The organism is Rhodococcus sp. SBT000017 (genome assembly GCF_003688915.1).
GTDB lineage: Bacteria > Actinomycetota > Actinomycetes > Mycobacteriales > Mycobacteriaceae > Rhodococcoides.
Genome location: NZ_REFU01000002.1, coordinates 714,406 through 740,581, shown reverse-complemented (window position 1 = coordinate 740,581; position 26,176 = coordinate 714,406). Strand labels below are relative to the sequence as shown.

26 protein-coding genes are annotated in these 26,176 nt (G+C 65.3%); 15 read left to right on the top strand and 11 right to left on the bottom strand.

Annotated features, from left to right (window positions below):
* The first annotated feature begins 39 nt into the window (after window positions 1-39).
* The 6 genes from AYK61_RS24655 to AYK61_RS24630 all read left to right on the top strand — a co-directional run bounded on the left by AYK61_RS24655 (window position 40) and on the right by AYK61_RS24630 (window position 6,582).
* A complete protein-coding gene (locus AYK61_RS24655) occupies window positions 40-702 on the top strand; it encodes a histidine phosphatase family protein (protein ID WP_121873452.1) in 663 nt (220 codons plus the stop codon).
* Window positions 695-1,282 (top strand): TlpA disulfide reductase family protein, encoded by a 588-nt coding sequence (locus AYK61_RS24650; protein ID WP_094614058.1) that lies wholly within the window; start codon window positions 695-697, stop codon window positions 1,280-1,282. Before AYK61_RS24655 ends, AYK61_RS24650 begins: the two co-directional genes overlap by 8 nt.
* Window positions 1,279-2,097 carry a cytochrome c biogenesis CcdA family protein gene (locus AYK61_RS24645; RefSeq protein ID WP_397485718.1) on the top strand — a complete coding sequence of 273 codons (819 nt, stop codon included), beginning with the start codon at window positions 1,279-1,281 and terminating at the stop codon, window positions 2,095-2,097. Before AYK61_RS24650 ends, AYK61_RS24645 begins: the two co-directional genes overlap by 4 nt.
* Window positions 2,094-3,713, top strand: coding sequence for a cytochrome c biogenesis protein ResB (locus AYK61_RS24640; RefSeq protein ID WP_121873451.1), 1,620 nt, complete (start codon window positions 2,094-2,096; stop codon window positions 3,711-3,713). The genes AYK61_RS24645 and AYK61_RS24640 overlap by 4 nt, the downstream gene beginning before the upstream one ends.
* A gap of 3 nt (window positions 3,714-3,716) precedes the next feature.
* Entirely contained in the window at window positions 3,717-4,682 is a 966-nt protein-coding gene (gene ccsB, locus AYK61_RS24635; RefSeq protein WP_121873450.1) for a c-type cytochrome biogenesis protein CcsB, read from the top strand.
* A gap of 565 nt (window positions 4,683-5,247) precedes the next feature.
* Window positions 5,248-6,582, top strand: a complete 1,335-nt coding sequence (locus tag AYK61_RS24630) for a MinD/ParA family protein (RefSeq protein WP_259468291.1) — start codon at window positions 5,248-5,250, stop codon at window positions 6,580-6,582.
* 13 nt (window positions 6,583-6,595) lie between these two features.
* Here AYK61_RS24630 and AYK61_RS24625 read toward each other — a convergent pair whose 3' ends face one another.
* Window positions 6,596-6,793, bottom strand: coding sequence for a hypothetical protein (locus AYK61_RS24625; RefSeq protein WP_032393904.1), 198 nt, complete (start codon window positions 6,791-6,793; stop codon window positions 6,596-6,598).
* Between the two features lie 136 nt (window positions 6,794-6,929).
* On the bottom strand, window positions 6,930-7,145 hold the full coding sequence (locus AYK61_RS24620) for a BldC family transcriptional regulator (protein ID WP_121873449.1): 216 nt from the start codon (window positions 7,143-7,145) through the stop codon (window positions 6,930-6,932).
* 198 nt (window positions 7,146-7,343) lie between these two features.
* Here AYK61_RS24620 and AYK61_RS24615 point away from each other — a divergent pair, with 198 nt between their 5' ends.
* Window positions 7,344-7,697, top strand: coding sequence for a DUF4229 domain-containing protein (locus AYK61_RS24615; RefSeq protein WP_121873448.1), 354 nt, complete (start codon window positions 7,344-7,346; stop codon window positions 7,695-7,697).
* On the top strand, window positions 7,694-8,776 hold the full coding sequence (locus tag AYK61_RS24610; RefSeq protein WP_121873447.1) for a PLP-dependent cysteine synthase family protein: 1,083 nt from the start codon (window positions 7,694-7,696) through the stop codon (window positions 8,774-8,776). Before AYK61_RS24615 ends, AYK61_RS24610 begins: the two co-directional genes overlap by 4 nt.
* Before the next feature lie 6 nt (window positions 8,777-8,782).
* On the opposite strand, the gene AYK61_RS24605 is transcribed toward AYK61_RS24610, so the two are convergent.
* The 4 genes from AYK61_RS24605 to AYK61_RS24590 form a co-directional block, all read right to left on the bottom strand.
* Window positions 8,783-9,094 carry a hypothetical protein gene (locus AYK61_RS24605; RefSeq protein ID WP_121873618.1) on the bottom strand — a complete coding sequence of 104 codons (312 nt, stop codon included), beginning with the start codon at window positions 9,092-9,094 and terminating at the stop codon, window positions 8,783-8,785.
* A gap of 5 nt (window positions 9,095-9,099) precedes the next feature.
* The gene (pepN, locus tag AYK61_RS24600) at window positions 9,100-11,559 is read right to left on the bottom strand and encodes an aminopeptidase N (RefSeq protein ID WP_121873446.1); all 2,460 of its coding nucleotides are present in this window, start codon (window positions 11,557-11,559) and stop codon (window positions 9,100-9,102) included.
* 26 nt (window positions 11,560-11,585) lie between these two features.
* Window positions 11,586-12,908: an HNH endonuclease signature motif containing protein gene (locus AYK61_RS24595; RefSeq protein ID WP_147458400.1), complete on the bottom strand. Its 1,323-nt coding sequence runs from the start codon at window positions 12,906-12,908 to the stop codon at window positions 11,586-11,588.
* Window positions 12,909-13,030: 122 nt separating this feature from the next.
* On the bottom strand, window positions 13,031-13,939 hold the full coding sequence (locus AYK61_RS24590; protein WP_121873444.1) for an NAD(P)/FAD-dependent oxidoreductase: 909 nt from the start codon (window positions 13,937-13,939) through the stop codon (window positions 13,031-13,033).
* A gap of 77 nt (window positions 13,940-14,016) precedes the next feature.
* Between AYK61_RS24590 and AYK61_RS24585 the strand changes: the two genes are divergently transcribed.
* The 5 genes from AYK61_RS24585 to AYK61_RS24565 all read left to right on the top strand — a co-directional run bounded on the left by AYK61_RS24585 (window position 14,017) and on the right by AYK61_RS24565 (window position 16,139).
* A complete protein-coding gene (locus AYK61_RS24585) occupies window positions 14,017-14,517 on the top strand; it encodes a MarR family winged helix-turn-helix transcriptional regulator (protein WP_121873617.1) in 501 nt (166 codons plus the stop codon).
* On the top strand, window positions 14,501-14,926 hold the full coding sequence (locus tag AYK61_RS24580) for a nitroreductase/quinone reductase family protein (protein WP_259468267.1): 426 nt from the start codon (window positions 14,501-14,503) through the stop codon (window positions 14,924-14,926). The genes AYK61_RS24585 and AYK61_RS24580 overlap by 17 nt, the downstream gene beginning before the upstream one ends.
* A gap of 65 nt (window positions 14,927-14,991) precedes the next feature.
* Window positions 14,992-15,207, top strand: coding sequence for a helix-turn-helix domain-containing protein (locus AYK61_RS24575; protein WP_121873443.1), 216 nt, complete (start codon window positions 14,992-14,994; stop codon window positions 15,205-15,207).
* Between the two features lie 6 nt (window positions 15,208-15,213).
* Window positions 15,214-15,726 carry a Clp protease N-terminal domain-containing protein gene (locus tag AYK61_RS24570; RefSeq protein WP_121873442.1) on the top strand — a complete coding sequence of 171 codons (513 nt, stop codon included), beginning with the start codon at window positions 15,214-15,216 and terminating at the stop codon, window positions 15,724-15,726.
* Between the two features lie 32 nt (window positions 15,727-15,758).
* Complete coding sequence (locus tag AYK61_RS24565) at window positions 15,759-16,139, top strand: phage holin family protein (RefSeq protein WP_121873441.1); 381 nt, start codon at window positions 15,759-15,761, stop codon at window positions 16,137-16,139.
* Here AYK61_RS24565 and AYK61_RS24560 read toward each other — a convergent pair.
* Window positions 16,136-17,005: a 1,4-dihydroxy-2-naphthoate polyprenyltransferase gene (locus AYK61_RS24560; protein WP_121873440.1), complete on the bottom strand. Its 870-nt coding sequence runs from the start codon at window positions 17,003-17,005 to the stop codon at window positions 16,136-16,138. The genes AYK61_RS24565 and AYK61_RS24560 overlap by 4 nt on opposite strands.
* 47 nt (window positions 17,006-17,052) lie before the next feature.
* Entirely contained in the window at window positions 17,053-18,309 is a 1,257-nt protein-coding gene (locus AYK61_RS24555) for an Hsp70 family protein (protein ID WP_121873439.1), read from the bottom strand.
* 237 nt (window positions 18,310-18,546) lie between these two features.
* Here AYK61_RS24555 and AYK61_RS24550 point away from each other — a divergent pair, with 237 nt between their 5' ends.
* Window positions 18,547-21,714, top strand: coding sequence for a BTAD domain-containing putative transcriptional regulator (locus AYK61_RS24550; RefSeq protein WP_259468266.1), 3,168 nt, complete (start codon window positions 18,547-18,549; stop codon window positions 21,712-21,714).
* Here AYK61_RS24550 and AYK61_RS24545 read toward each other — a convergent pair.
* The 3 genes from AYK61_RS24545 to AYK61_RS24535 form a co-directional block, all read right to left on the bottom strand.
* On the bottom strand, window positions 21,711-22,544 hold the full coding sequence (locus AYK61_RS24545; protein WP_121873438.1) for an ABC transporter permease: 834 nt from the start codon (window positions 22,542-22,544) through the stop codon (window positions 21,711-21,713). The genes AYK61_RS24550 and AYK61_RS24545 overlap by 4 nt on opposite strands.
* A complete protein-coding gene (locus tag AYK61_RS24540) occupies window positions 22,541-23,494 on the bottom strand; it encodes an ATP-binding cassette domain-containing protein (protein WP_121873437.1) in 954 nt (317 codons plus the stop codon). The genes AYK61_RS24545 and AYK61_RS24540 overlap by 4 nt, the downstream gene beginning before the upstream one ends.
* A 68-nt stretch (window positions 23,495-23,562) precedes the next feature.
* Entirely contained in the window at window positions 23,563-24,342 is a 780-nt protein-coding gene (locus AYK61_RS24535; RefSeq protein WP_121873436.1) for a PIG-L family deacetylase, read from the bottom strand.
* Between the two features lie 62 nt (window positions 24,343-24,404).
* Here AYK61_RS24535 and AYK61_RS24530 point away from each other — a divergent pair, with 62 nt between their 5' ends.
* Window positions 24,405-26,081 carry an alpha/beta hydrolase gene (locus AYK61_RS24530; protein WP_259468265.1) on the top strand — a complete coding sequence of 559 codons (1,677 nt, stop codon included), beginning with the start codon at window positions 24,405-24,407 and terminating at the stop codon, window positions 26,079-26,081.
* The last annotated feature ends 95 nt before the right edge of the window (window positions 26,082-26,176 follow it).

Here is a 26,176-nt window from a genome sequence, read left to right as displayed (position 1 = left end):
CTGATCTACCACCCGACTAGCGAGAAACAGGACCCCGACGTGACCGAGGCCCCCGCAACACATCCGCACTCGACGACGCGCACCATCGTGCACGTCCTCCGGCACGGCGAGGTGCACAACCCCAAGGGAATCCTGTACGGACGTCTGCCCGGCTTCAAGCTCTCGGTGACCGGTCAGTCGCAGGCCAAGGCAGTGGCCGACGCGCTCGCCGGCCACGACATCACCCACGTCGTGGCATCACCGCTGCTGCGCGCACAGGAAACAGCCGGACCCATCGCGGCGGCTCACGGCCTGACGATCGCCGAGGACGACAACCTCATCGAAGCAGGCAACGAGTTCGAGGGACTGCGCGTGGCCGTCGGCGACGGTGCCCTGCGCCGACCACGGCACTGGTGGAAGCTTCGCGATCCCTTCACCCCCTCGTGGGGCGAGCCGTACCTGCAGATCGCGCACCGCATGCTCGCCGCCGTCAACGCGGCCCGCGTCGAAGCCGTCGGGCACGAGGCCGTCTGCGTCAGCCACCAGCTCCCGGTGTGGACACTGCGCCGATTCCTGCAGGGCGACCGGCTCTGGCACGACCCGCGTAATCGTCAGTGCGGACTCGCCTCGCTCACCTCGCTCGTCTACGAGGGCGATCAGCTCGTGGACCTCGTCTACTCCGAGCCCGCAGGAGCATCCGATCCGAGGATCTCCGGTGCGTAGGTTTCTGCTCGCAGTGTCCGCGGTGGCACTTGTCGCCGGCTGCTCGACCGGCACCGACGCGGTGGCGCAGGGCGGCACTTTCCAGTTCGTCTCACCCGGCGGCAAGACCGACATCTTCTACGAGCCCGACGAGCGCGGCACCATCGGCGAACTGTCCGGGCCGGATCTGATGACCGAGGGCAAGACGACCTCATTGTCCGACTACGACGGTGATGTCGTCGTTCTCAACGTCTGGGGTCAGTGGTGCGGTCCGTGCCGCGGCGAGGCCGACGACCTCGAAGACGTCTACGAGGCCACCAAGTCCCTCGGCGTCGAGTTCCTCGGCATCAACGTGCGCGACGAGTCGCAGACCGCCGCACAGGACTTCGTCGTCAGCAACAACGTGAGCTACTCCTCGATCTACGACCCGCCCATGCGCACCCTCAACGCGCTCGGCGGCGTCCCCACCTCCGTCATTCCGACGACCGTCGTGCTCGACCGACAGCATCGCGTCGCGGCAGTGTTCTTGCGGGAGCTGCTCGCCGAGGACCTGCAACCCGTCGTCGAGCGTGTGGCAGCCGAGGAGCCAGTGCAGCAGTGAACGTGACTCACCTGGCCGGGATCGGCGCGAGTTTCCAGGAAGCCGCGGCCTCCGGGCCACTGATCCTGGCCCTCGGAGCCTGCGTGCTGGCCGGGCTCGTCTCCTTCGCGTCGCCGTGCGTGGTGCCCCTGGTGCCCGGATACCTCTCGTACCTCGCCGGAGTCGTCGGAGCCGATGCCCCGGCCGTCAGCGCCGACGAGGCGTCGGTGAAGACGAAGGTGCGCAGCGGCCGGTTGCGCGTGGCCGGGGCGGCGGGACTGTTCGTCCTCGGATTCACCGTCGTGTTCGTTCTCGCCACCGCATCGGTGTTCGGAGCGATCTCCGTCCTGTCGATCAACCGCGAACTGCTGATGCGAATCGGCGGCGTCGTCACCATCGCCATGGGCCTGGTGTTCGTCGGACTGATCCCGGCCCTGCAGCGCGACGTGCGCTTCGAGCCGAGGCAGATCGGCTCACTGGCCGGAGCGCCGCTGCTCGGCGGTGTCTTCGCACTCGGATGGACTCCGTGCCTCGGGCCGACGCTCGCAGGCGTCATCTCTCTGGCCGCAGGGACCGACGGCACGACGGCAGCGCGTGGCGTCGTCCTGATCGTGGCGTACTGCCTCGGTCTCGGCCTGCCGTTCGTGATCCTCGCGTTCGGTTCGGTCAGCGCGCTGCGAGGCGTCGGCTGGCTACGTACACATGCACGACAGATACAGGTGTTCGGCGGAATCATGTTGATAGCAGTAGGAATTGCACTGGTCACCGGTGCCTGGGATCAGTTCGTCGGTTGGGTGCGCGACGCCTTCGTCTCCGATGTGGTGTTGCCGATATGACCGCCGACGTCGAAGAACGTACCGAGGCGTCGCCGCCGCACAAGCAATCGATGCTGGGCAGGGCAGTGGCTCTGGTCCGCAACACCTGGCGCGGCCTGACCAGCATGCGAACCGCGCTCGTGCTGCTGTTCCTGCTGGCCTTCGCCGCAGTGCCCGGTGCCTTGGTGCCGCAGCGCAGCCTCAACGCGGGCAAGGTCGACGAGTACATCGCCGACCGCCCGACCCTCGGCCCGATCATGGACAGGCTCGAACTGTTCGACGTCTTCGGCAGCTTCTGGTTCACCGCGATCTACGCGCTGCTGTTCGTCTCGCTCATCGGCTGCATCCTGCCGCGCTGCATCGAGCACGCGAAGCAGTTGCGTACCAAGCCCGTTCGCGCGCCCCGCAACCTCTCTCGCCTGCCGCACAACAGTCGCTACGACGTCGACGGAACGCCGGAGGAGGTCGCCGCACAGGTGCGCACCCAGTTGCGCGGCTGGCGCGTCGCCCAGCGAACCGAGGACGGCGGAGCAGTGACTCTGTCGGCGGAGAAGGGCTACGTCCGCGAACTCGGCAACCTCGTCTTCCACCTCTCGCTCGTCGGACTGCTCGCCGCCATCGCCATGGGCAAACTGCTCGGATACGAGGGCAACCGCATCGTCATCGCCGACGACGGACCCGGCTTCTGCACCTCGACCCCGGCGAACTACGACTCGTTCCGCGCAGGCAACCTCGTCGACGGCACCGACCTCGAACCATTGTGCGTGCGCGTCAAGGACTTCACGGCCGACTACCTCGACACCGGCCAGGCCGAGATGTTCACCTCCAACATCGAGTACCAGGCAGGCCAGGACCTCACGAACAACGTCTGGCGCGACGACCAACTGCAGGTCAACCATCCGCTGCGCGTCGCCGGAGACCGCGTCTACCTGCAGGGCCACGGCTACGCACCCACCTTCACCGTGACGTTCCCCAACGGCGAAACCCGCACCGACACCATCCAATGGCAGCCGACGGACGCCACGACCTTCCTCTCCAGCGGAGTACTGCGCGTCGACCCGCCCGGCGGCTTGTATCCCGACGCTCTGGACCGGCGCAAGAACCAGATCGCCATCGAGGGACTGTTCGCGCCGACGGCGTCGTTCCACGGCAGCCTGCTGTCGTCGAGCTTCCCCGCCATGAACGACCCCGCCGTCGCCATCGACATCTACAAGGGCGACACCGGACTCGACACCGGACTGCCGCAGTCCATCTTCTCGCTCGATCAGGAAATGATCGCCCAGGGACGCCTCGTGAAGCAGGACCGCGTCAACCTGATGCCAGGAGAATCCGCGACGCTCAGCGACGGAACGGTCGTCACGTTCGACGGAGCGAAGGAATTCGTCAACCTTCAGGTCTCGCACGACCCGGCTCAGACCTGGGTGCTCGTCTTCGCACTCACGATGATGGGCGGACTGCTCGTCTCACTGGTGATCAAGCGTCGCAGAATCTGGGTCCGACTCACCGCCGACGCCCAGGCACGACGTACTGTAGTAGACCTCGGCGGACTTGCACGCACCGATCAGGCGGGGTGGGGCGAAGAGTTCGACCGCCTGTGCACCCGCCTGCTCGGCGACACCTCGAAACAGGAGAACTGACCGATGCCGATCAACGAGACCCTCTCGCAGTACAGCGACTGGTCCTTCGAATCAGCGTTCACCATCTACGTGCTCGCATTCGTCCTGCTCATCGCCCAGTACGCCTCCGCCAAGGCGACGGCCGCCCAGGCCAAGGAACTCGTCGGTGCCGGTGCCCCCGTTGGCGACAGCCGACCGGGACGCGTCGTCGAAACGCCGAAGCGACCGCTGTCCGAGCGACTCGCAGGCATGGGCTTCGCGTTGCTCGCCCCGGCCCTCGCCCTGCACGTCGCCTCGGTGGTGCTCCGCGGCTTCGCCACCCACCGCTTCCCGCTCGGCAACATGTACGAGTTCGTCACCATGGCCACCGCAGCCGCAGCCCTCACCTCGGTGATCGTGCTCCGCAAGAAGACGATGCGCCCGATGCTCGTGTTCGTCCTCGCACCGATCATCGTGCTGATGTTCTTCGCCGCCACCAAGCTCTACGCCGACGCCGCACCGGTCGTCCCCGCACTGCGCTCCTACTGGCTGCCCATCCACGTCACCATCGTCAGCGTCGGCAGCGGCATCCTGCTGGTCTCCGGTGTCGCGTCCCTGCTGTTCCTGCTGCGCATCAAGCAGCCCCTGGGAGAGGAAAGCGTCGGTTTCTGGGGCAAATTCGCCTCCAAGCTGCCCGACGCCCAGGCCCTCGACCGACTCGCCTACAAGACGACCATCGTCGCCTTCCCGCTCTTCGGAGCCGGCGTCATCCTCGGCGCAATCTGGGCCGAAGCCGCGTGGGGACGCTTCTGGGGCTGGGACCCCAAAGAGACGATGTCGTTCATCACCTGGATCATCTACGCCGCCTACCTGCACGCCCGCGCCACCTCCGGATGGCGCAACACCCGCGCCGCCTGGATCAACATCGCCGGATTCACCGCCATGCTCTTCAACCTCTTCATCATCAACATGGTGGTCTCGGGACTGCACAGCTACGCGGGACTGAACTGACCGTCGGTCGTTCCACAAGCTCCACGCTGGACGTCCAGCTGGTAGCGTCCGATCCGGCTCGATGGGGGACACATCCGAGCTCGGATCTTCGATGTGGGACGCAAACTGGGGGGAATCGGTCATGGCCGATCGGCACGAGAACAACTGGCAACCCGTCCGGCCACTGGACGACGACGTGCCGGAAGAACACGTAGCGCCGCCCACTGAATCCGGGCCGGTCGTTGTCGCAGCGGCGACCGAGGCCACACCCGCACCGCCGCGGGAGCCCTTTCGATCGACCCCCATCACCATGCCGCCCGAAAGCATCTCGGACGCGCCCGTGACGCAGCCCGAGGCCGCGCCCACACCGCCACCGGTTTCTGCGCCGCGCCCTACCCAACCGAAGGACGGGTCTGGACCGGTAGAAGGTGGAAATGCCGTGGTCGCCGCGACCCCGGCCGCGGTGGACAAGACCGCAACGGCGAAACCCGTCGAACCGCCGAAGCCTCCTGTGGCGTCGACCGTGAAGCCAACTCCTTCACACACGCCGCCCGTCGCATCGGGACCGCCCCCGCCTCGGAACCAAGTGCCTCAGAATCCGGTGCCTCAGAATCCGGTGCCTCAGAACTGGGCCCCGCAGAACGACTGGGCCCCGCAGAACCACTGGGCTCCGCAGAATTTCGGTGGGCCGCAGAATCAGGCTGGGCAGCAGAACTATTGGGCTCCGCAGAATCAAGGCGGCCCGCATGGGCAGTTGGCGCCGGAGGGCCAATGGAATCCCCAGAATCAGTGGAACGCCCAGAATCAGTGGGGGCCTCAGCCCGGCCAATGGCCCCAGCCGCAGCATCAGACTCAGCCGCATCAGAATCTGCCGCATCCCAGTCAGCCCCAGCAGCTCAGGCAAGGCGCTGTGGACGCGTTGGTTGTCGCGCCGGGAGCGGTACCGGCCATTGACCCGAGTCGGTCGGGGGAGCAGCCGGTGTCGTCGCTCGATCTCGGCAGTTCGTTGCTCGTCCGATCAGGGAATGTGCCGCCGGTGGCAGGGTGGCGTCGGGCGCTGTATCTGATGTCGGGCGGTCGTGTGGATGTCGGTAACAGTGCCGCCCAGCAGCGCCGCCTGGTTTTGACCGCGCAGGTGGACCGTCCTCTCGTCGGGTGCCATCGCGTCGCAGTGCTGTCGCTGAAGGGGGGCGTCGGCAAGACCACGACGACGGCCACCCTCGGCTCGACGTTCGCCGAGATTCGAGGTGATCGGGTGATCGCGATCGATGCCAACCCCGATCGCGGAACGCTGGGGCAGAAGGTGCCGCCCGAGACGACTGCCACCGTTCGTAATTTGTTGCGCGACATAGAGTCTCTGGACCGCTACAGCGACGTCAGGGCCTACACGTCGCAGAACGCGCATCGACTGGAGGTGTTGGCATCCGATTCGGATCCGGCGGCGTCGGAGGCATTCAGCGGTGAGGATTACGATCGCGCGGTATCGCTGTTGGAGAAGTTCTACAGCATCGTCATCACGGACTGCGGCACCGGTCTGATGCACTCGGCCATGGAGAGCATTCTCGAGGGAGCCGACACGCTGGTGGTAGTCAGTTCGGGGTCGGTGGACGGCGTGCGGAGCGCGTCGGCAACCTTGGATTGGCTCGATGCGCACGGCTACCGCGAGCTGGTCGCCACGTCGGTTGCGGTGGTCAACGGGGTTCGGCCCCGGCCCGGAAAGGTCGACCTGGAGAAAGTTGTCGAGCACTTCGAGCAACGGTGCGCCCGTGTGCGGACGATCCCGTTCGACCCGCATCTCGAGGAGGGGGCGGAAATCGAACTCGATCGTCTTCGTGGGCGCACGCGAAAGGCACTGTTGGAAGTCGCGGCGGCGGTAGCGGCAGGATTCCCTGACGCACCCACCGCTCCCCACCGCAACTGAGAACTACCGGACCCTATTCGCTGGGTTCGGTGCCGGCCTCGGTCCCGTCTTTCCCTCCGCGGCGAGCTTCACGGTTGATTCGCCACAGAAAATCGGGATCGTCATCGGGTCCGACAGTGCGGGTAGGTGGAGCCTGCGTGCTGGGTCCGAATGCCTTCCAGAACAGCACGATGACTGCCACCAAGCCGATCAACGCCAATAGATAGATCACGACGCACCTCCTACTACGAGGGTAGCCGTGATGCAACCGCCTCCGCACCCGTCGAGCGACGAAGATTCCTGAGAATGTTCGATGAGTTCGTACGGGTCCGGATGCCGCGGATGGATTGCTCTCGGGGACTCGCGAATCAGCGGTGTGCGCCGGCTTCCGTCGTCAGAGAGGTCAGCAGTTGCATGACCTCGGTCTCGCGGAATCGACGGTGCCCGCCCGGAGTGCGGAGCGATCCGAGGCGGCCGGCGTGTGCCCAGCGTGTCACTGTCTTGGGGTCGACGTGAAAAAGCGCGGCTACCTGACCCGGTGTGAGAAGTGAGTCCTGAGCCTTGTGGAATGTGGGTGCGCTCATCTGTCGTGTCCTCCTACGATGCGGTTGGGCGCATATGCGTCGAACCGGAGATATCGGTCTACTGCGTTCGATCCCCATGGTTGCACTCGAACCCCTAGGTACTCGACTGATACAAGGTTGGTAAAGGGGAGGTAATGGACAAATCGGTCATGCTGGGGGTGGGTCGGAGTGCCCGCCGAGCCCGGTAGATTGGGACCCGTGAGCGACGCGACGAATGCAGAGAGCAACGATCCCACCAGCGAAAACGCCGCGCCAGGTAGGTCGGCGAAGAAGTCCCTCGCCGTCAACCTCGGTGTCTACACCTTCGCGCGACTGGCGCTCGTCGTCGTGATCGCGGCCGTCATCGTCGGCGTCGGTTTACTCTTCGGCGTCGAGGTCCCGGTACTCGTGGCCGCGATCTTCTCGGTGCTGATCTCGCTACCGCTATCGCTGCTCCTGTTCAAGAACATGCGCATTCGCGTCAACGAGTCCATCGCAGCTGTCGACGAGGACAGGCGCGCCGCGCGCGCGGACCTGCAGTCGAAGCTGCGCGGTGAAGACGGCAAGAAATGACCAGGTCGGTCGATCACTCGGGATCCCGGGCATGGGTCGACAATGCGGTCCGGTTGATCGAGGCCGATTCCCAGCGCAGCGCCGACACGCACCTGTTGCGATACCCCCTCCCCGCGGCCTGGGGAATCTCGCTCTACCTCAAAGACGAGTCGACGCACATCACCGGCAGCCTGAAGCATCGGCTGGCTCGGTCGCTCTTTCTGTACGCAATCTGCAACGGCTGGGTCACCGAACGCACCACGGTGATCGAGGCCTCGTCGGGCTCCACTGCCGTCAGTGAAGCGTATTTCGCCGGGTTGCTCGGATTGAAATTCGTCGCCGTGATGCCACGGAGCACCAGCCCGGCCAAGATTGCTCTCATCGAGTCCCACGGCGGGAGATGTCACTTCGTCGATCAACCCGGCGAGATGTACACCGAAGCGCATCGACTCGCGGCCGAGCCCGACAGCCACTACATGGACCAGTTCACCCACGCCGAACGAGCCACCGACTGGCGCGGAAACAACAACATCGCCGAGTCCATCTTCGATCAACTCCGCCTAGAGGAATGCCCCATTCCCGACTGGGTGGTCGTCGGTGCGGGGACTGGCGGCACCAGCGCCACCATCGGCCGGTACATCCGATATCGAAGGCATGCAACGCAATTGGCGGTAGTGGACCCCGAGAATTCGGCGTTCATCGGCGGTTACGAGTCCGGAGACGCGGGCTACGAGACAGGGCTGTCCTCCCGCATCGAGGGCATCGGCCGACCGCGCGTCGAACCCTCGTTCGTCGGCCAGGTGATCGATCGAATGATTGCAGTGCCCGACGCCGCCTCCGTGGCCGCCGCACGATTCACCTCGGACGCACTCGGCAAACGAGTGGGCGGATCGACGGGCACCAACATCTGGGGTGCCTTCGGATTGATCGCGGAAATGATCGCCGCAGGCCGCAGCGGGAGCGTAGTGACACTGCTGTGCGACGGCGGAGATCGGTATTCGCAGACCTATTTCGACGACGCCTGGGTTTCGAACCAGGGAATGGATCTCGATGAACCGACCGCAGTGCTCGAACAGTTCATTCGTACCGGAGTGCTCTGAGGCGACCTACTTGCCCACCGCCATCGATGCCGCTGCAGTTGCAGCGGACACCGCGCCGACCGCCGGCCAGGCGCCGATCTTCTTGGCCAGCGGGTGCGAGGCACCGAACGCGACGAGATAGGTCCCGAGCAAGGCACCGGCACGGACCGAGCCCGAGGATTTCTGCCAGCGGGTCGTGCATGCCACGCCGACGGCTGCGAGCACCGCTCCGCCGAGCTGACGATTGTGTGACTGCCGGGCAACGGCGAAGCCGCCGAGCAGACCGCCGGCAGCGAGCGCGGACGTGGCGAGCGAGCGGCGAGTGGCGGTGGTGGGCATGATCATCAGCCTAGCCGCGCCTGCACCCGCAGGCTCCTCGCCAGGTGGTCTCGTTGCTCGATCACCAAGCGCCGCAGGGCAGCCGGTGCCCACTCGTGCTCGGCGAGCCAGCTGTCCGCGGCCTCCGTCGACGACTGCTGCGGGAACAGGCGGACGACGATTCGCCTCGCGATCTCGATGCTGCGCGAGGTCCACAACGACGAGATGGCCTCGAAGTACCGGTCGTGATACTCCTGCGTCAGGTCCGATCGGTGCCCGGCCCCGAAGCCGGTGATGAAGGCGTCGAGAACATCGTTGGACGCATCGTCGCGCTCGGTGATGGCAGTCCACGCCTGCGCCTTGACCTCGGCATCGGGTATCGCCGTCGACGCCGCGGTGTGTGAGGTGCGTCCCGACGAGGTGTCGTCGGAGGCCAGCTCGGCGTCGAGCTCGGCCGAGGTCGCGTTCCCGGTTGCGGCCAGGGCCAGCCAGAACGACCAGCGCTGATCGGGATCGAGACGCAGTCCTGGCACCGTCGCCGCGCCGTCGAGAAGTGCGCGCAGGTCGGGCGCGCGGGAACCGTCGAGTTGGGCCGCGGCCGCAGTGGCTCGCGCCCACACCAACTGGCTATCGCTCCCCGGCTCGCTCGCATGCAGTTGTGTCCACGACGCCTCGAGCCACTGCCGGGTGGGTTCGCCTCGTCGGTCCTCCGGGAGGTAGTGCTCGAGGGCGTACGCCACGTTGGCCGTGACCGCCGACAGCAGGCCGATTTTGGGCTCGTTGGGCGCGAATTCGGTTGCGATGTCGATGTATTCGAGCGCGGTCATCTCGGCATCGCGGGTGGAGTTCCACAGCGCTGACCACACCAGGCCTCGGGCGAGGGGATCGACGATGCGATCGAGGTGGTGCCGCACGGTGGTAGTCGAGCGCTCGTCGAATCGGATCTTGGCATACGTCAGGTCGTCGTCGTTGAGCAGCACCAGTGCGGCATCGGGAAAGTCGACCGACGTTCGTGCATCGGTGATGTCGAGTTCTCGGCGGTGGGTTCTCGTCAGATTCCCCGCGTCGTCGAGATCGTAGAGCCCGACGGCAATCCGGTGAGGCCGCGGATCTGTCTGCTCGACGGTATCGCCGGTGTAGCTGAGCGTGGAGACGCCGGTGGTCTGCAGCCATGCTGCTGCCCAGGTGTCGAGGTCGCGTCCGCTCGCTGCGGACATCTCGCTCAGCAGATCCGTCAGTGTGGTGTTACCGAAAGCATGGGTGCGAAAGTAGTTGCGGGACGCGGCGAAGAAGGCATCTGCACCCACGAACGCCCCGAGTTGTTTGAGGACGCTCGCCCCCTTGGCGTAGGTGATGCCGTCGAAGTTGAGCTTCGCGGCCTCGAGGTCGGTGATGTCGGCGACGATCGGGTGAGTGGTCGGGAGCTGGTCCTGCAGGTATGCCCACGCTTTTCGTCGGTTGGCGAAGCTGACCCAGGCATCGGTGAATCGGGTCGCCTCGGCCGACGCGTACGCACCCATGAAGTCCGCGAAGGATTCCTTGAGCCACAGGTCGTCCCACCACTGCATCGTGACGAGGTCACCGAACCACATGTGCGCCATCTCGTGCAGAATCGTGTTTGCTCGGGCCTCGTACTGGGCTTCGGTTGCCGCAGAACGGAATACATACGATTCGGTGAACGTGACGAGGCCGGGATTCTCCATCGCGCCGAGGTTGTATTCGGGGACGAAGATCTGGTCGTACTTTCCGAACGGGTACGGGTAGTCGAACTTGTCGTGAAAGAAGTCCAGGCCCTGCTTCGTGATGTCGAAGATGTCCTCGGCGTCGAAGTATTCGGCGAGCGACGCCCGGCAATACGCGCCGAGGGGGACGGTGAGTTCGCCTCTTGTCCAGGACGATTGGACGCGGTGATACGGACCGGCCGCAACCGCGGTGATGTAGGTCGATATCGGCAGGGTGGGAGCGAAGGTGGTGACAGTGTCGGCACTGACTCCCTCACGGTTCGACAGCACGGTCCACGTCGGTGGAGCCGTGACCGTCAGAGTGAAGGGCGCTTTGAGGTCCGGTTGCTCGAAGTTCGCGAACACCCGGCGTGCATCGGCAGGTTCGTACTGCGTGTAGAGATAGACGTTGTCGTCGACAGGATCGACGAACCGATGCAGTCCTTCACCCGACCGGCTGTACCGTCCGCGCGCGCGAATCCGGACGATGTTGTGCTCGGCGAGCCCCACCATTTGAATCCGTGAGCCGTCGTAATCGACCGCCGCGTCGATGCCGTTGACAGTGACCTCGTCGACCGAGGCACCGATGAAATCGACCCATGTCGCCGCTGTGGTCGCGTCGAATTCGATGGTCGTCACTGTCTCGAAGGTGTCGAGGTCTGCGTCCTCTGCGCGCAGAAGATCCAGGTGAACGCGATAGTTCACCCCGCCGATGTGGCGCGATCGCCTGCGAGTTTCGGTCCGGGTCAGATTCGCGGTGCTCACCGAACCAACCCTAGGCGATCGAATCTTCACAGGGTCGGCGCAGTGAAGTAGTGGTGTCCGAGTGGGTCGACGATGTGCAGCACCCCTTCCGGTAGTAGTTCCGTGTGCCAGAGTTTGCGCGTTTTCAGGTTGTGGTGGAGTCGACAGCGCGGGCCGATGTTCGTCGGGATCGTCCACCCCCCTCGCTCCGGATTCTGCCGATCGAACTCGACGACGTGGTCGAGGTCGCACCGGTCCGAAGGCACGTCGCATCCAGGATGCAGGCAGTACGGATGGTCGGCGCGAACTCGCGCCGCGAGTGCCCTGCTCGGCTTGTAGGACAGTGCCCCCGGTGGCGGAACCGTCATGCCTCCGTGACCGTCGGGGTACAACGCGTGCACGCCGAGGGGATTGCTCTCGACGACGGCCCGCCAACGCTCGATCAGCGTCCCTCCTCCTGGTCGCGATCGCTGTGCCTTGTCGGGTGGTGCTGTGTCCCCGGGTGGCGCTGTGGCCGGTGGCGGTTGCCTGATCGGCCGCACCGGCCCCTGTGGCGCGGATTCCGAACTCGCAGTGGATGTCTCGTCGGATCCGGCTGTGTCGCTGGTCGAAGCGTCGGTCGCGCCAGCTGGCTGCGGCTCGTCGGCCTCGGGAATCGCGACGTCACCGCGGGAGGTCAGGCACGATGCGCACTGGCACATAAGTGCCTCGCCACGCATCAACGCATTGTGTGCTTCGCCTCGTCGTTGATCGGGGGATCGAGGATCCTCCGGGTGCAGGCGCGCGATCTCGCCGTCGATCCGTGAAATCTGTTCGTCGGCTTCGCCATCGGTCATCACCGTGGTGAGGCTGGACATTCCTCGTGCTCGTCTCCGCAACCGGATTCGCTTCTCCGTGCGCGCAGCACGCTTGCGCACTTCGCGGTCCCAATCCGGATCGGCTTCGGTGAGCAGTCGATCGATCTCGCGCCCCAGAGCGCCCGGTGCCATCTCTCTGGCGGCCTTGAGGACCTCGGCTTCGATGTCGACCACCGTGTTCGGTCGAGCGTGGAGCAAGTGATCGTGAATCGTCCTGACCCGCTCCATGTCGAGTGAACCGTCGACGAATCGACGTTTCACCGATGGCTGCAATCGGCGCCACATCTGCACCTTGTTGTTGACCGACGCGAAGGTGGACGACAGTGCCGCCGCCAGCTCGCAGATCGCCGAGCTGTAGAGATCCTTTTCGGTCACTCCTGTGTCCCACGGCGAGGCGAATGCGGTTCGGCCGCGAACGTAGTCGTCCATGAGCGCCAGTTCCGATGCGGCAGCAGCGTTGATCGTTCTGCGCGCACCGAGAACGTCGGCGAGTGCAGAGTGATCGTCAGCCATCCATGTCGACTCGCGTAGCCCCATGTCACCCCCCAGCGACGAAGGGCCGAACACGTATTCGACCCGTTGCCGAGAAGTGTAGAACCGACCACCGACAAGTTCTGCCGCCCTGGTCGAGGCGCTCAGCGCGAGCGAACGGCCAAGGCGACATCGAGAGCCAGCAGGTAGTGATTGATGTCGATCGCTGCCCGAGAGCCTGCTGCCGCCGAATTGATCAATTGTGCAGGCGAATCCGAGACGTTGCCCGCGGCCCACAGTCCGTCCACGCTGGTGCGGCCGGTCGGGTCGGTTGCTACCCACCCGTTCTCCAGTCGCGCGCAACCGATCCGGGTCAGCAGACCGTCGTTGGGGACGAATGTCGGGCCGACGAAGACGACCGCTCTGGGAACGACGCTGCCGTCGGTGAGTTCGACGCCGGCGACGATGCCGTCTTCCGTGACGAGCCGAGAGACGGGGACGTCCACGATTCCGACCGATCGGGCGTCGAGTCCGATCCGTTCGTCTTCGGTCAGCTCGATCCCGTTGGTGAAGAAGATGACGTCCGAGGACCATTGGCGAATCAGCGAGGCCTGATGGACGGTGAACGGTCGATTCGATCCGCCGATCACGGCAATGGGTTGATCTCGCACCTCGTAGCCGTGGCAGTACGGACAATGCAAGACCCCTGAGCCCCAATGCTCCCGTACGCCCGGAATGTCGGGCAGCTCGTCGCGGAGACCGGTGGCCACCAGTATCGATCGAGAATCCAGAACCGAGCCACTCTCGAGGTGAACCGTGAATCCGTCGTCGATGCGAGTGACATTGTCCTGCACTAGCTCCCCGCCGTAGCGGAGCACTTCCCGGATTCCCTCCTGGCGTAGCTCGTGCGGCGATGCGCCATCACGCGACAGGAAACCGTGAACATGATCGGCAGGCGCATTGCGTGGATGCCCGGCGTCGACCAGGACCACTCGCCGGCGAGCGCGGGCCAACAGTGTTGAGGCACTGAGCCCGGCGGGTCCGCCGCCGACCACCACGGTGTCGTACGTCAAGAGGGCTCCTCGAAGTCGATGGGCTAGAGTCTGAACGTAGCAGGACTGTCAACTGGTTAACAACATTGGTGGTGACGATGACCGACGCATCGCTTCGTGAACTGACCTGCACACGGTGGGCCGAATCCAACCCCGGCCTCGACGCCTCGCCGATGCGGGTGGTTGCCCAGATCAAGCGCATCGTCGCGCTCCTCGAGTTGGCCGTCGAACCAATCTATGCCGAGGCAGGCGTCACGGTCGCCGAGGTCGAACTGATGGTGCCGCTGCGCTACGGCACGGAACCCGTGACGGCGGTGCGGCTGGCGGAGCTACTCGGTATGACTCGCGCCGGAGTCAGCAAGGCGTTGGGGAAGCTCGAGCGCCGCGGATTCCTCGAACGCGTGCAGAACGCCGAGGATCGGAGGTCCGCGTCGATCACGTTGACCGACGCGGGCAAAGATGTTGTGGACGAGTTCTTTCCGCGCGAGCTTGCGGCTCACGGCCGATTGTTCGACACATTGGGTGCGCGACGGGAGCGAGTCCTCGAAGCCCTGAACATATTGGCCGAGTCGATGGAAGACAGTGTGTCCTCGCAGTGACGACTCCGTCGAGCGGCAACGCCGCTACGCTCGGCATCACGTGCAGGGCAACCCCGGAGGCGGCACAGTGAACACCTTCCAGAAATCGGCAGCAGCGTTCAACAAGGTTTTCGTGGTCGTCATGAAGGAGCCGGTGCTCGACAGAGTGCTCGGACGGTCGATGGGGATCCTGACCTATACCGGCCGGAAATCCGGCAAGGAGTTCTCACTGCCAGTGGCCTACAAGCGAACGGGCAATCACGTGAAAGTTGCGGTGGCCGTGCCGGACAAGAAGAGCTGGTGGCGAAACTTCGAGAGCGACGGCGGTCGGGTCGATGTCGACCTCGCCGGCGTCCATCACTCCGGCCTTGCCGTGGCGACTCGTGACGACCGTGGGCGGGTGACTGTCGACATCGACCTGGATCGCTGAATGCGCCGTAGGTCATTGCGTCAACCGAAGTTGACAGCTACCTCTTGTCAACTTATATTGACATCATGACCGAAGCCACTGCACTTGCTGCCGCAGCCGCCAGCTCCGATCCGGGGGAGGGGCTGCGTGCGGTAGCCGCTCTTCGGCGGTTGCTCGAGCGCCTGGAGGCCGTTCAGGTCGCCAATGCACGACGCAACGGCTGGGCCTGGCAGGCGATTGCCGACTCGCTGGGAGTCAGCAGGCAGGCCGTCCACAAGAAGCACGGCGGAAAGGGAAGGTAGACAATCATGTTCGAGCAATTCACCAAGTCGGCCAGAGCTGTCGTCGTCGGCGCGCAGGGCCACGCGCGGGCGTTGCATTCGCACCGGATCGAGCCCGTACACCTGTTTCTCGGTGCCCTCGATCATGCCGACGAACCTCTGAAGAAGGCACTGGGGGCAGCCGGATTCACAGTCGACGGAGTTCTCGCGGACGCGCAGTCTCAGGATGCGCGTGCGCTGAAGTCTCTCGGAATCGATCTGGACGCCATCGTCTCGACGATCGACTCCACTCTCGGCCCGCGCGCACTGGAGGGCGCGCAGACCTCAGTACCGCATTACCTCCCGTTCGCCGCATCGGCCAAGGAAGTGCTGAAGCTGTCGCTGAAGGAAGCCGTCGAACGACGGGACCGCGAGATCGGCGTCGAACATATTCTTCTCGGTTTGGTTCGTGGTGCCGATCCGTCGTTCACCGAACTGGTGCAGCAGCAATGCTCACTCGAGCTGTTGCGATCGGTTGTCTCGCTCGTGCGGACGCCATAGCTCTCGGCCGTTTGCGACTCTACGATGGCGCCATGAACTTCTTGATTCGGCTCGTGATCAACGCCGTTGCCATTTGGGTTGCCAAAGAATTCGTGGACGGCATCACTGTCACCAGCTCGGGGCGCGGCGACGGGTGGGACATCGTGGTGCTGCTGGGTATCGCGGCCGTGTTGACGATCGTCAATGCGTTCATCAAGCCGCTGGTGCAGCTCATGTCGCTGCCGTTGCTGATTCTGACTCTCGGGCTGTTCACTCTCGTGATCAACGCGTTGATGCTGTTGTTGACGGGCTGGCTGTCGTCGCAGACCGGCTACGGTCTCGAGATCGTCGGTTTCGCCGCCGCGTTCTGGGGCGCGATCATCATCTCGATCGTGAACTTCCTGTTGGGCGCATTCGTGCCCGACAAGCGTTAGGCGAAGGCCAACGCAACGCCGGTGCTCGCGCCCCAGACGAGCATCGCCAGGCCCGAATCGCGCAGCGCCGGAATCAGCTCGAATCCATGAGCTCCCTTGCGTACCGGGGAATTCGCGCGAGCGGCGAAGGGAAGCGCGAGCAGGCCGACCAACGCCCATGGGGTGCGAGCGATCAGAACGACGGTCATCGCGAACGGCACCACCAGCAACGCGAGATGCAGGTAGCGAGTGCGGGTGTCGCCCAATCGCACTGCGAGAGTGAGTTTCCCGGATTCGGTGTCGGTGGGGATGTCGCGCAAGTTGTTGGCGACCAGGACTGCACTCGAGAACGATCCGACAGCCACCGCTGCCAACACTCCCGCCCAGTCGATCTGCTCGGCTTGCACGAACTGGGTGCCGAGAACCGCAACGAGACCGAAGAACACGAACACGGCGATCTCGCCGAAACCGCTGTAGCCGTACGGCTTCGAGCCGCCGGTGTAGTACCAGGCACCGGCGATGCAGACGAGCCCGACGATGACCAGCCACCACGCGCTGGTCGCAGCCAGGACCAGTCCGGCCACTGCGCCGACTGCGAAGCAACCGATGGCGGCCTTCTTGACTGCCCCGGCGGACGCGGCCTTCGAGCCGACCAGTCTCAGGGGCCCGACTCGATCGTCGTCGGTGCCACGGATTCCGTCGGAGTAATCGTTGGCGAAGTTGACGCCGACTATCAGAGCCAGCGAGACGACCAACGCCAGCAGCGCCTTCCACCACACTCCTCCGTCCAGCGATACGGCCGCACCGGTGCCGACGAGGACGGGGGCGATCGCATTCGGGAGTGTGCGCGGTCGCGCACCTTCGATCCATTGCGCAGTGGTGGCCATGAGCGACGATCTTTCCGTATCTGTCCGACGGGTGAGAACGCGGCCGGTCAGAACGGCAGGCGCGGCAATACCGGCAGCGGGATGACGGGCATCTGGACACCGGGAATCTGTGGGAGGGGCACCGTGGGGGGAGGCGGAGGTGGCGGCGGGTAGTAGTGCGGCTGCTGGTACTGCACGTAGGGCGCTGCATCGGCGGCAGCAGGTGCAGGTGCGGTGGTGGTCGGTGGGGGAGGTGGGATGTCGGGGGGCGGCGACGATGTGGCCGTCGTGGTGCTGGTGGCGGCAGGCGTCGTGGTTTGCGGAACCGACTCACCGACGCTGGCGGGCGTGCTCAGCGGTTGACTCTCGTCGCTGGATCCGAGTGCGGTGAACAGTCCGATCGCGGCGATGACGCCTGCGATCGGTAGCGCGATCATGCCCAGCCGTGCCAACGCGGGGCGGTGCGAGACCAGCGGCGGCACGTGGGTCGCGTCGACGTGGGTGGCGTGTACCGCGGCACCGCCGGCGACGACCAGCTCTGGCCTGTCCGGGACGACGACCGGCAGTTGCAGGAAGCGTTCGAGGGTGGCACGGACCAACGGAACGTTGGACGTGCCACCGATGGCGATGACGGCGTCGGGATAGAACTCGGCCTCGAGACCGAGTTGACGCACCGTTTCGGCGGCCTGTTCGGTGGAGCGTGCAATGGACAGCTCGAAGATGTGCCGCTCGAGGAGGATGTGCTCGCCGTCGGGAGTGCTGGTGGTCAGGTGCGAGGACAGCGCCTCTTTGATCCCGCGGCAGAACGCCGTGAGCGCACTGTCTTCGTCCGGAGATTGGGGTGGACGCACTATGCCGAGTCCGAGTATGTGTTCACGGACCACAGCGTCGAAGGAGGCACCGCTCATGGCGGTGGTCCGCGCCGAACCGTAGGAGCGGCCGGATTCGACGTCCACGATGTCGACGTCGACTCCGGTCTCGCCCGCGTCGAACAGCGCGATCGTTCGGTGGTGGGAGGGAAGCCCTGGGCGCAGGTATTCCATTGCCGCGCCGGTCCTGTCGATGAGGTGGACGTCGGAGACGTACTCCTCGGCCAGCGCGTCGGCGATCCCGGTGCGTTCCTCGGGGGTGCGATAGGCGACGCCGAGCGACTGGGGCGCGTCGGGACTGTCGACGATGCCGCGGACGACGCGCGCGACGTCGGACGCCGTGGGGGAGAGCTGCCAATCGTCGAACTGGGTGCCGTCGGTCCACGCGCCGTCTTCGGTGGTCCGTGCCGTGCGAATGCCGCACGTGCCCAGGGACACACCCACTGACGAACGCATCGCTTCTCCGGCCTCTCCATTTCGGTGACGGTGTTCAGGTCTGAAGAACTCGCCCTCATGACAGGCGACGTGAACACTGTACCGTCTCGCGGTTTGGTTAGAGGCTCGAAACAATCCGAAGGTCAGGTCGATGGGGTCACATCATCGGCCTACGATCTGGTGGCAGTGCCCATCGATATCGCGCATCCTCGGACGAATCACCTCACGACCGACCTCCCGGTGGTGAGGATCCTCGGCGTGGTCGCGACCCGAATCGGCAACGATTTCGTTCCGGTGCCGGGTGCGCGGGCGCAGGCCCTGCTGGTGGCCTTGGCGCTGGAACCGGGGCGGATGCGGTCGGCGCACGCGCTCATCGACGAGGTGTGGCCCGACGAGCCTCCCCGTTCGCCGAAGAACGCTCTGCAGACGCAGATCTCTCGGCTGCGGTCGGTGTTGCCCGCAGGCGTTCTCGAGAGCGACCGCGGTGGCTATCGGTTGGCTCTCGACTCTGACGACACCGACCTCGGCCGCGCGCGTGTCCTCACTCGCGCTGCGGAGGGTCGGCTCGCTTCTTCGCAGTGGCAGGACGCTCTCGACGGTGTGCTCGACGCCCTGAGGCTGTGGCGAGGGGAGCCTGCGGAATCGGTCCGAGTGCAGGCCGAACTGCTCGAGGTCGCGCTGAGGTCCGTACAGATCTCGGCGTTGCTCGGGTTGCGCCGTTTCGACGACGCCATCCCGCTTGCTCGGGCGAGAGTCGCCGCAGATCCAACCGACGAACTTGCTACCGCCGACCTCATGCGTGCATTGCACGGCGCAGGCAGATCCAACGATGCCCTCACGCTGTTCGCGGCGTTGCGAACCGAACTCGCCGAACGTCTGGGAACGGACCCCTCGCCGGCCGTGACCGCGTTGAACACCGAGATTCTGGGACACACCGCACCGAAGATGCTGCAGGCCATCGGTCTGCGCGCCGCACCGAACGCACTCATCGGACGAGGCGACGACGTCGACGCGATCGAGGTACTGCTCGGCAGTTCTCGTGTGACCACGGTCCTCGGTCCCGGCGGCGCGGGTAAGACGCGGATCGCACACGAACTCGGACGCCGCGCCGGTGCCCACATGTCGGTAGCTTTCGTCGAACTGGCATCGCTGCGCAGCGAGGAGGACGTCGCCTCGGCGATCGGAGCGACCCTGGGCCTCACCGAGGCCGACGTCAAGGTCGGTGGGCTTCCGGTCGCCCGGGTCCATTCGATTCGGGAACGACTGGTCGACGTCTTCTCGACGCGGCGGGGCTTGCTGATTCTCGACAATTGCGAGCACGTGATCGACGAGGTCGCGGTGGTGGTCGACGCCCTGGTTGCGTCGACCGACGCGGTGACGGTGCTGGCGACGTCGCGTTCCCCGATGGGGATCACGGCCGAGTCGGTCTTTCCGCTGCCGTCACTGGGCCTCATCGGCTCGAATTCGCCTGCGACGGAACTGTTCTGCATCAGGGCGCGGGCAGTCCGGCCGTCGGCGCACCTCGAACCCGACGCGGTGGCCCGCCTGTGCCGTACGTTGGACGGATTGCCGTTGGCGATCGAACTGGCTGCGGCACGGGTCAAGTCGATGAGCGTCGAGGAGATCGAAGCGAGGCTCGACCGTCGCTTCACGCTACTGAAATCGGCGGATCGAACCAGGCCCGAACGGCATCGGACGTTGCACGCCGTCATCGACTGGAGTTGGAATCTGCTCGACGCCTCCGAGCAGGCGGCGCTGCGTCGACTGTGCCGGTTCCCTGCGGGATTCGATCTCGACGCAGCGAGGCAGGTGGCGCAATGGGCTGCAGTGGAGGATGTTTCGGCTGCGCTCGACGGTCTGGTGAATCAGTCCATGCTCAGCGTGGTCGAGACGACGACCGGAATTCGGTACCACATGCTCGAGACGGTGCGCGAGTACGGCGAGGAGCAGCTCGACGCCAGCGGCGAGGTCCAAGAAGTCGCAGCACGACTGCGTGAGTGGTCCACGTCCGTCGCGGTTCGGGTGTCCGCCGGCTATTCCGGTGGGCGTCCGGCCGAGATGGTCGCGCTCATGGAGGCCGAACACGACAACCTGCTGTCGGTGATGAGACATTCTCATGCGCAACAGTTTTCGGACCACGTGTGCACGTTGTTCTCGGTACTGGGCTACTTCTGGGCCATGCGCGGGGCGCATTCGGAGGTGCTCAACTGGGCAGACCGGGTGTCGAGAAGCATGCGTGGCGGGATGGTCGGCACGCCCGACGACAATGCCGCGATGGCCCTGCTGGTGCTGGCAGCCCACTTCGCCTACGGCGGGGATCTTCGTCGGGTAGCTCGCATTCGCATGGATCTCCGGCACCTGCTGAACAGTCGAGCCGGGATGTCGCCGGGGTTGCGCTTCAACTCGGAAGTTGTGGTCCACCACGCCGGGGGTCGAGGATTGGCCCGAAAACTCGCCCTGGCCATTCGATCCGAGCACGACGACGTTCGCTGCAACGCGTACGTCGTTCGCTCGATGCTGGCTCAGAACTCGGGCCGCCTGTTCGAGTCGATCCGAGACGGCGAGCAGGCGCTCGTCATCGCACGGCGTCGGGGCGACCTGTGGGCCGTTGGCTCGACGTCGCAGACGCTGGCCAGCTCGTACGGCCTGTCGGGTGACTACGCGCGGGCCGTGGAGTACTACCGAACCTCGGCCGACGTCATGTGGGAGATGCATGCGTTCGAGGAGAGCATGCAGACGCGCACTTTTCTGGCGATGGCGTTGATCGGAGCTGGTCGCGTGGACGAGGGACGGGGACTGATCGATGAGCTGGAAGCCGCGGCGCAGGGGCAGGAGATCGCCCTCGATCCACCCTCGGACACTGACGTCGGTGCCCGCTGGGATCGCGCTCAGCAGCGGTCGAATTCCGCGTCGTTGACGGCGGCGCGGGCTGCTGCGGATCTCGAGGACGGTCCCGTCGAGCAGGGTCTCGAGGGTTTTCGTGCCGCGTTGGCGTTGGGTGGGTGGCCGTCGGAGGATCCAAGTGATCCGTTCATGACCATTCTGGTGTGTGCGGCCGTGGGTGCGCACGTTCTGCACGGTTGCGGCGAGGATATGGCCGATGCGGTGGCGGCGCTGACGCGCAAGCCGTGGAATATGTTGGTGCCGGGCGGTTTCTACGACATTCCGATGTTCGGCGCAGTTGCGTGTGCGGTGGGTTCGTTCGAGATTCACCGCGGAGACCGGGCGTTGGGGATGCAGTTGCTGGCGGTGTCGAGCAGGGCGGTGGGTCGGCAGGACTTTCCGTCGATGCGGATCGATCGACATGTCACTGCGGCCCGAGCGATTGCCGGTGACCGTGAGGTCGACGCCGGGCTCGCTCGGGCCGCAGTATTCACCAGAAGTATTGCGCTGCAGGAGATTCTGCGGTTGCTTCCGCTTGTCTAGGCCTTGCGCATGTACATTCGGACGGTCAGTGGGGCGAAGATCGCAACGATGACGGCGCCGCCGACGAGTGAGTACACGACGTGAATTCCGAAGTGTCCGTTGTTCGCCAGTTCACGAACGGCCGTCACCAGGTGGGATACGGGGTTGACATCGGCGAATGTGCCTAGCCAGCTCGGCATCGTGCTGGTGTCGACGAAGGCATTGGACAGGAAGGTAAGCGGGAACAACACCAGCATCGAGATGCCCTGAACCGACGAGGCTTTGCTCATCAGGGTGCCCAGCAGTGCGAAGATCCAGCTGATCGCCCAAGCACAGAACATCACCAGTAGTACCGCTCCAGCGAGACCGAGCGCACCGCCGGCCGGGTGGTAGCCCATCGCGAGTCCGGTGAGGAAGCAGACGACCGCGGCGATCAGGTAGCGGATGACGTCGGCCATCAATGCGCCTGCGAGCGGCGAGATTCGGGCGATAGGGAGCGATCGGAATCGGTCGAAGACGCCCTTGTCCATGTCCTCGCGTAGCTGGGTACCGGTGACGACGGAACCGGTGATGACCGTTTGCACCAGGATTCCCGGCACGATCAACGGCAGGTACGAGGTGACGTCGCCTGCAACCGCGCCGCCGAAGATGTAGCTGAACATCAGCGTGAAGATGATCGGTACGAAGACCACATCGGCGAGCTGTTCCGGGTTGTGCCGGAGCTTGAGCAGACCCCGATATCCCATGGTGACGGACTGCGCGGCGGTGCGGGTCAGGCCGATGTGGCGCACGACAGGTCGGTCGGCGGGGTCGATGTGTGTCGAAGACTGCGGGGTGAGTGTGGTGGTCATGCTGCGTCCTCGTCTGCGCTCTTGCCGGTGAGGGTCAGGAAGACCTCGTCCAGGCTGGGTTTGGTGACGGTGATTTCGTTGACGTCGATTCCGAAATCGCGCAAGCGAATCAAGATGTCGGGGGTGATCGACGTGTCGGCCATCGGTGCGGTGAGGCGAGCCGACTCGGGGCTGACGGCCACCTCGACGCCCAGCTGCTCGGCAACCAACGCTCGTGCGTCGTCGATCTGGTGTCGGTCGGTCAGAGTCAGTGCGAGAGCGGATGTACCCACCGAGGACTTGAGCCCGTCGGCGGTGTCGTCGGCGATGACGCGGCCGTGGTCGATGACGGCGATTCGATCGCACAGCTGGTCGGCCTCGTCGAGGTACTGGGTGGTGAGAAGGACGGTCGAGCCCTCGGCGACGAGGCGTCGGATGGTGTCCCACATCTGCGCTCGGGTGCGGGGATCGAGGCCGGTGGTCGGCTCGTCGAGGAACAGCAGCGGTGGTGCCGAGATCAGGCTCGCTGCCAGATCGAGGCGTCGACGCATGCCGCCGGAGAACTTCTTCAACGGTCTCGACGCCGCCTCGGTCAGCCCGAATTCCTCCAGGAGGTCGACGGCTTTGGCCTTGCTCTCGCGGCGACCGAGCCCGAGTAGGCGGGAGAAGACGACGAGATTCTCGGTTGCGGTGAGGTCCTCGTCGACCGACGCGTACTGGCCGGTGACGCCGACGAGTGACCGGACGGCGGTGGCGTCGGCGACGACATCGTGGCCGAAGACCCGAGCCGAGCCGCCGTCGGGCCGCAGCAGGGTGGCGAGCATGCGGACCGTCGTGGTCTTGCCCGCGCCGTTGGGACCGAGGACGCCGTAGACCGCCCCGATGGGAACGGTCAGGCTCACGCCGTCGACGGCACGTTGCTTACCGAATGTCTTGACGAGGTTCTGGGCCTCGATTGCTGGTGTGGTCATGGGGCCAACGATGACCCCGGGCGCTTGCACGACGCGTACGTCGCGCTTGCGTCCGCTGTCCGGCCAGGTCAGAGCGGGAGCGAGGTCTCCGTGAGGCCGACGCCCCCGGTGCCGCGTAGCTTTCTGAACCATTCGGTGCCGAACGTGGTGGCGAGGTCCTCCAGAGACATCTGCAGAAACGGTCCGAAGTCGCCGACCTGTGTTTCGTGGGCTTCCATTGCGGCCCGTTTGGCGGCCATCACGCTGGACACGTCGACCACCGTCGTGATCTCGGTTTCCGGCAGGCCGAAGGTCTCGATGTCCGGCGGTGACGCTTCTTCGCCCCAGTGCGGATTGGCTTCCATCAGCTTGCGCATGTGATCGCGGTTGGTGGTGGTCTCGTACACGAAACGAGTCCCGGCGATCTCGGTGGCGCGCTTGCCGACGACGTGAACCTGGATGTGGTCCGGATGACCGTAGCCACCGTTAGGGTCGTAGATGGTGACGACGTCGGCCTGCTCCTCGAGCAGTACGTCGGCCAATCGCTGTGCCGCAGTGTCGACGTCGACGTTGCAGAACGCGTCCGGGTTCGCGTTCTCTGCAGTACCGGCCATTCCGGAATCGGCATAGTGCAGCCGCACGATGCGGGCGACTCCGAGAGCGGCGGCCGAACGATCCAGCTCGATGCGCCTGCGCTCGGCCAACGTCTCGCCCTCGGCGAGGATGCCGTCGGGGTACTCGCCGAGGGCACCGTCGGTCGCGGTGACCAGGACGACGCGGTGGCCGGCATCGGCGGCGAGGCGCATCACGCCACCGGTACCGAACACCTCGTCGTCGGGATGTGCGTGAAAGCAAACCAGGACACTCATGTACTGAATGCTTGCACGTCGAAGCGGGTGCAGCCCAGTCGGCGGAGAAATACGATCTGGTAGTGACTACACGGCAGTCGGCCCGGATCGGTTCGTGGTGGCGGGGCTCGCGAGGGGATCGGTACTGCCGCGCGCTGCATCCCGTGGGCCTGCTGTTCGCCGTGGTGTTCTTCGCGCTGTCGATGACTCCGTCGCTGTTGCCCCGCGTCTGGTATCTACAGGCTGTTGCCACCGGTATCAGCGTCGCGATCGGATACGGCGTCGGATGCCTCATCGCGTGGGTGGTGCGACGATGTGGGGTGTCACCGGACTGGTCCGAGCAGTGGCGTCGACGCGGGTGGTGGGCGTTGGCCGTTGTTGCGGCGGTGGTGATTCCCCTGTTCCTGATCCTGGGATCGTGGTGGCAGCAGATCGTCCGCAAGCTCGTCGGTGTGGAGGATCCCGGCAGGCCGTTGTACATCGCGGTGCTGGTGGTCTCTCTGGTGGTGGCCGTGGCTGTGCTGGCGTTGGGTCGTCTGCTGCGGCGGGCATCTCAGGCGTTGACGCGGTGGGGTAAGCAGTACGTGCCGAAGCCGGTCGCAAGGATCGCCAGCGTGATCGTCGTGGCCCTGTTGGTGGTGTTCGCCGTCAACGGCGCGCTCATTCGCGGCATTGTGGCGGTCGCCGAACGGTCGGCTTCGACGGCCGATCGTGGTACCGACGAGGGCGTGGAACAGCCGAGCGCTGTGGAGCTTTCCGGTTCGGACGCGTCGAATGAGCCGTGGGATTCGCTCGGCCAACAGGGGCGACGGTTCGTCGCGTCCGGTGCCACCGTGGACGAGATCAGCACATTCACCGGTAGGCCCGCGGTGCAACCGATTCGCGTGTACGCAGGTGTCGAGTCGGCAGAGACCATCGAGGGTGTCGCCGACCGAGTGGTCGCCGAGCTCGAACGCACCGACGCGTTCTCGCGCCCGGTACTCGCCGTTGCCACTACCACTGGAACGGGCTGGGTCAACGAATCCGTCGCTCGCCCTCTGGAATACCTGTACGACGGCAATTCTGCGATCGCGTCGATGCAGTACTCGTTTCTGCCGAGCCCGATGGCATTTCTGGCCGACCGGCAGACTCCGCAGGATGCCGGACGAGCCCTCTTCGAGGCGGTGTACGAAGTGTGGAGCGAACTGCCCGAGGACTCGCGACCGAAGCTGGTGTTGTTCGGCGAGAGTCTCGGTGCCTACGGCGGCCAGGATGCGTTCAGCGGCGCGCAGGACATGATCGCGCGCATCGACGGTGCCCTGTGGGTCGGCAACCCGAACTTCACGCCGCAGTGGGCCCGTATCACCGGTGGACGCGACGCCGGCTCCCGAGAGATCCTGCCCGTCGTCGACGGCGCAGAGCACGTTCGCTTCGCGAGTTCGTCCGGGGATCTCGACATCGGTGGTCAGTGGGAAGAGCCCCGAATTGTGTACTGGCAGCACGCATCCGATCCCATCGTGTGGTGGTCGCCGGATCTGATCCTGAACCGGCCCGACTGGCTACGTGAACCCCGCGGTGCCGACGTCGACCCCGGAGTGCAGTGGTTCCCGTTCGTGACCTTCTGGCAGTTGACGTTCGATCAGGTCTTCTCCACGAACGTCGACGACGGACACGGCCACAGCTACGGAGCCGACGCGGTGAACATGTGGGCCGAGATCCTCGAGCCGCCCGGTTGGACGGACACGGACGTGGAGCGGTTGTACGAGAAGATGGCGGGCTGAGGCGTCTGTTGCCCGCCGGCCCGCCCGCTCTCCCACCCACCTCCGCCGCAAACGCGCGCGCCTTTGCTGGACGCGCGCAAATTCGCTACCTGTTC

Excerpts from the sequence above, each read along its gene's own strand:
- AYK61_RS24640 (WP_121873451.1), top strand. The coding sequence starts at position 2,094 with ATGACCGCCGACGTCGAAGAACGTACCGAGGCGTCGCCGCCGCACAAG.
- ccsB (WP_121873450.1), top strand. The coding sequence starts at position 3,717 with ATGCCGATCAACGAGACCCTCTCGCAGTACAGCGACTGGTCCTTCGAA.
- AYK61_RS24620 (WP_121873449.1), bottom strand. The coding sequence starts at position 7,145 with ATGAGCGCACCCACATTCCACAAGGCTCAGGACTCACTTCTCACACCG.
- AYK61_RS24610 (WP_121873447.1), top strand. The coding sequence starts at position 7,694 with ATGACCAGGTCGGTCGATCACTCGGGATCCCGGGCATGGGTCGACAAT.
- AYK61_RS24605 (WP_121873618.1), bottom strand. The coding sequence starts at position 9,094 with ATGCCCACCACCGCCACTCGCCGCTCGCTCGCCACGTCCGCGCTCGCT.
- AYK61_RS24595 (WP_147458400.1), bottom strand. The coding sequence starts at position 12,908 with ATGGCTGACGATCACTCTGCACTCGCCGACGTTCTCGGTGCGCGCAGA.
- AYK61_RS24585 (WP_121873617.1), top strand. The coding sequence starts at position 14,017 with ATGACCGACGCATCGCTTCGTGAACTGACCTGCACACGGTGGGCCGAA.
- AYK61_RS24575 (WP_121873443.1), top strand. The coding sequence starts at position 14,992 with ATGACCGAAGCCACTGCACTTGCTGCCGCAGCCGCCAGCTCCGATCCG.
- AYK61_RS24570 (WP_121873442.1), top strand. The coding sequence starts at position 15,214 with ATGTTCGAGCAATTCACCAAGTCGGCCAGAGCTGTCGTCGTCGGCGCG.
- AYK61_RS24565 (WP_121873441.1), top strand. The coding sequence starts at position 15,759 with ATGAACTTCTTGATTCGGCTCGTGATCAACGCCGTTGCCATTTGGGTT.
- AYK61_RS24560 (WP_121873440.1), bottom strand. The coding sequence starts at position 17,005 with ATGGCCACCACTGCGCAATGGATCGAAGGTGCGCGACCGCGCACACTC.
- AYK61_RS24555 (WP_121873439.1), bottom strand. The coding sequence starts at position 18,309 with ATGCGTTCGTCAGTGGGTGTGTCCCTGGGCACGTGCGGCATTCGCACG.
- AYK61_RS24545 (WP_121873438.1), bottom strand. The coding sequence starts at position 22,544 with ATGACCACCACACTCACCCCGCAGTCTTCGACACACATCGACCCCGCC.
- AYK61_RS24540 (WP_121873437.1), bottom strand. The coding sequence starts at position 23,494 with ATGACCACACCAGCAATCGAGGCCCAGAACCTCGTCAAGACATTCGGT.
- AYK61_RS24535 (WP_121873436.1), bottom strand. The coding sequence starts at position 24,342 with ATGAGTGTCCTGGTTTGCTTTCACGCACATCCCGACGACGAGGTGTTC.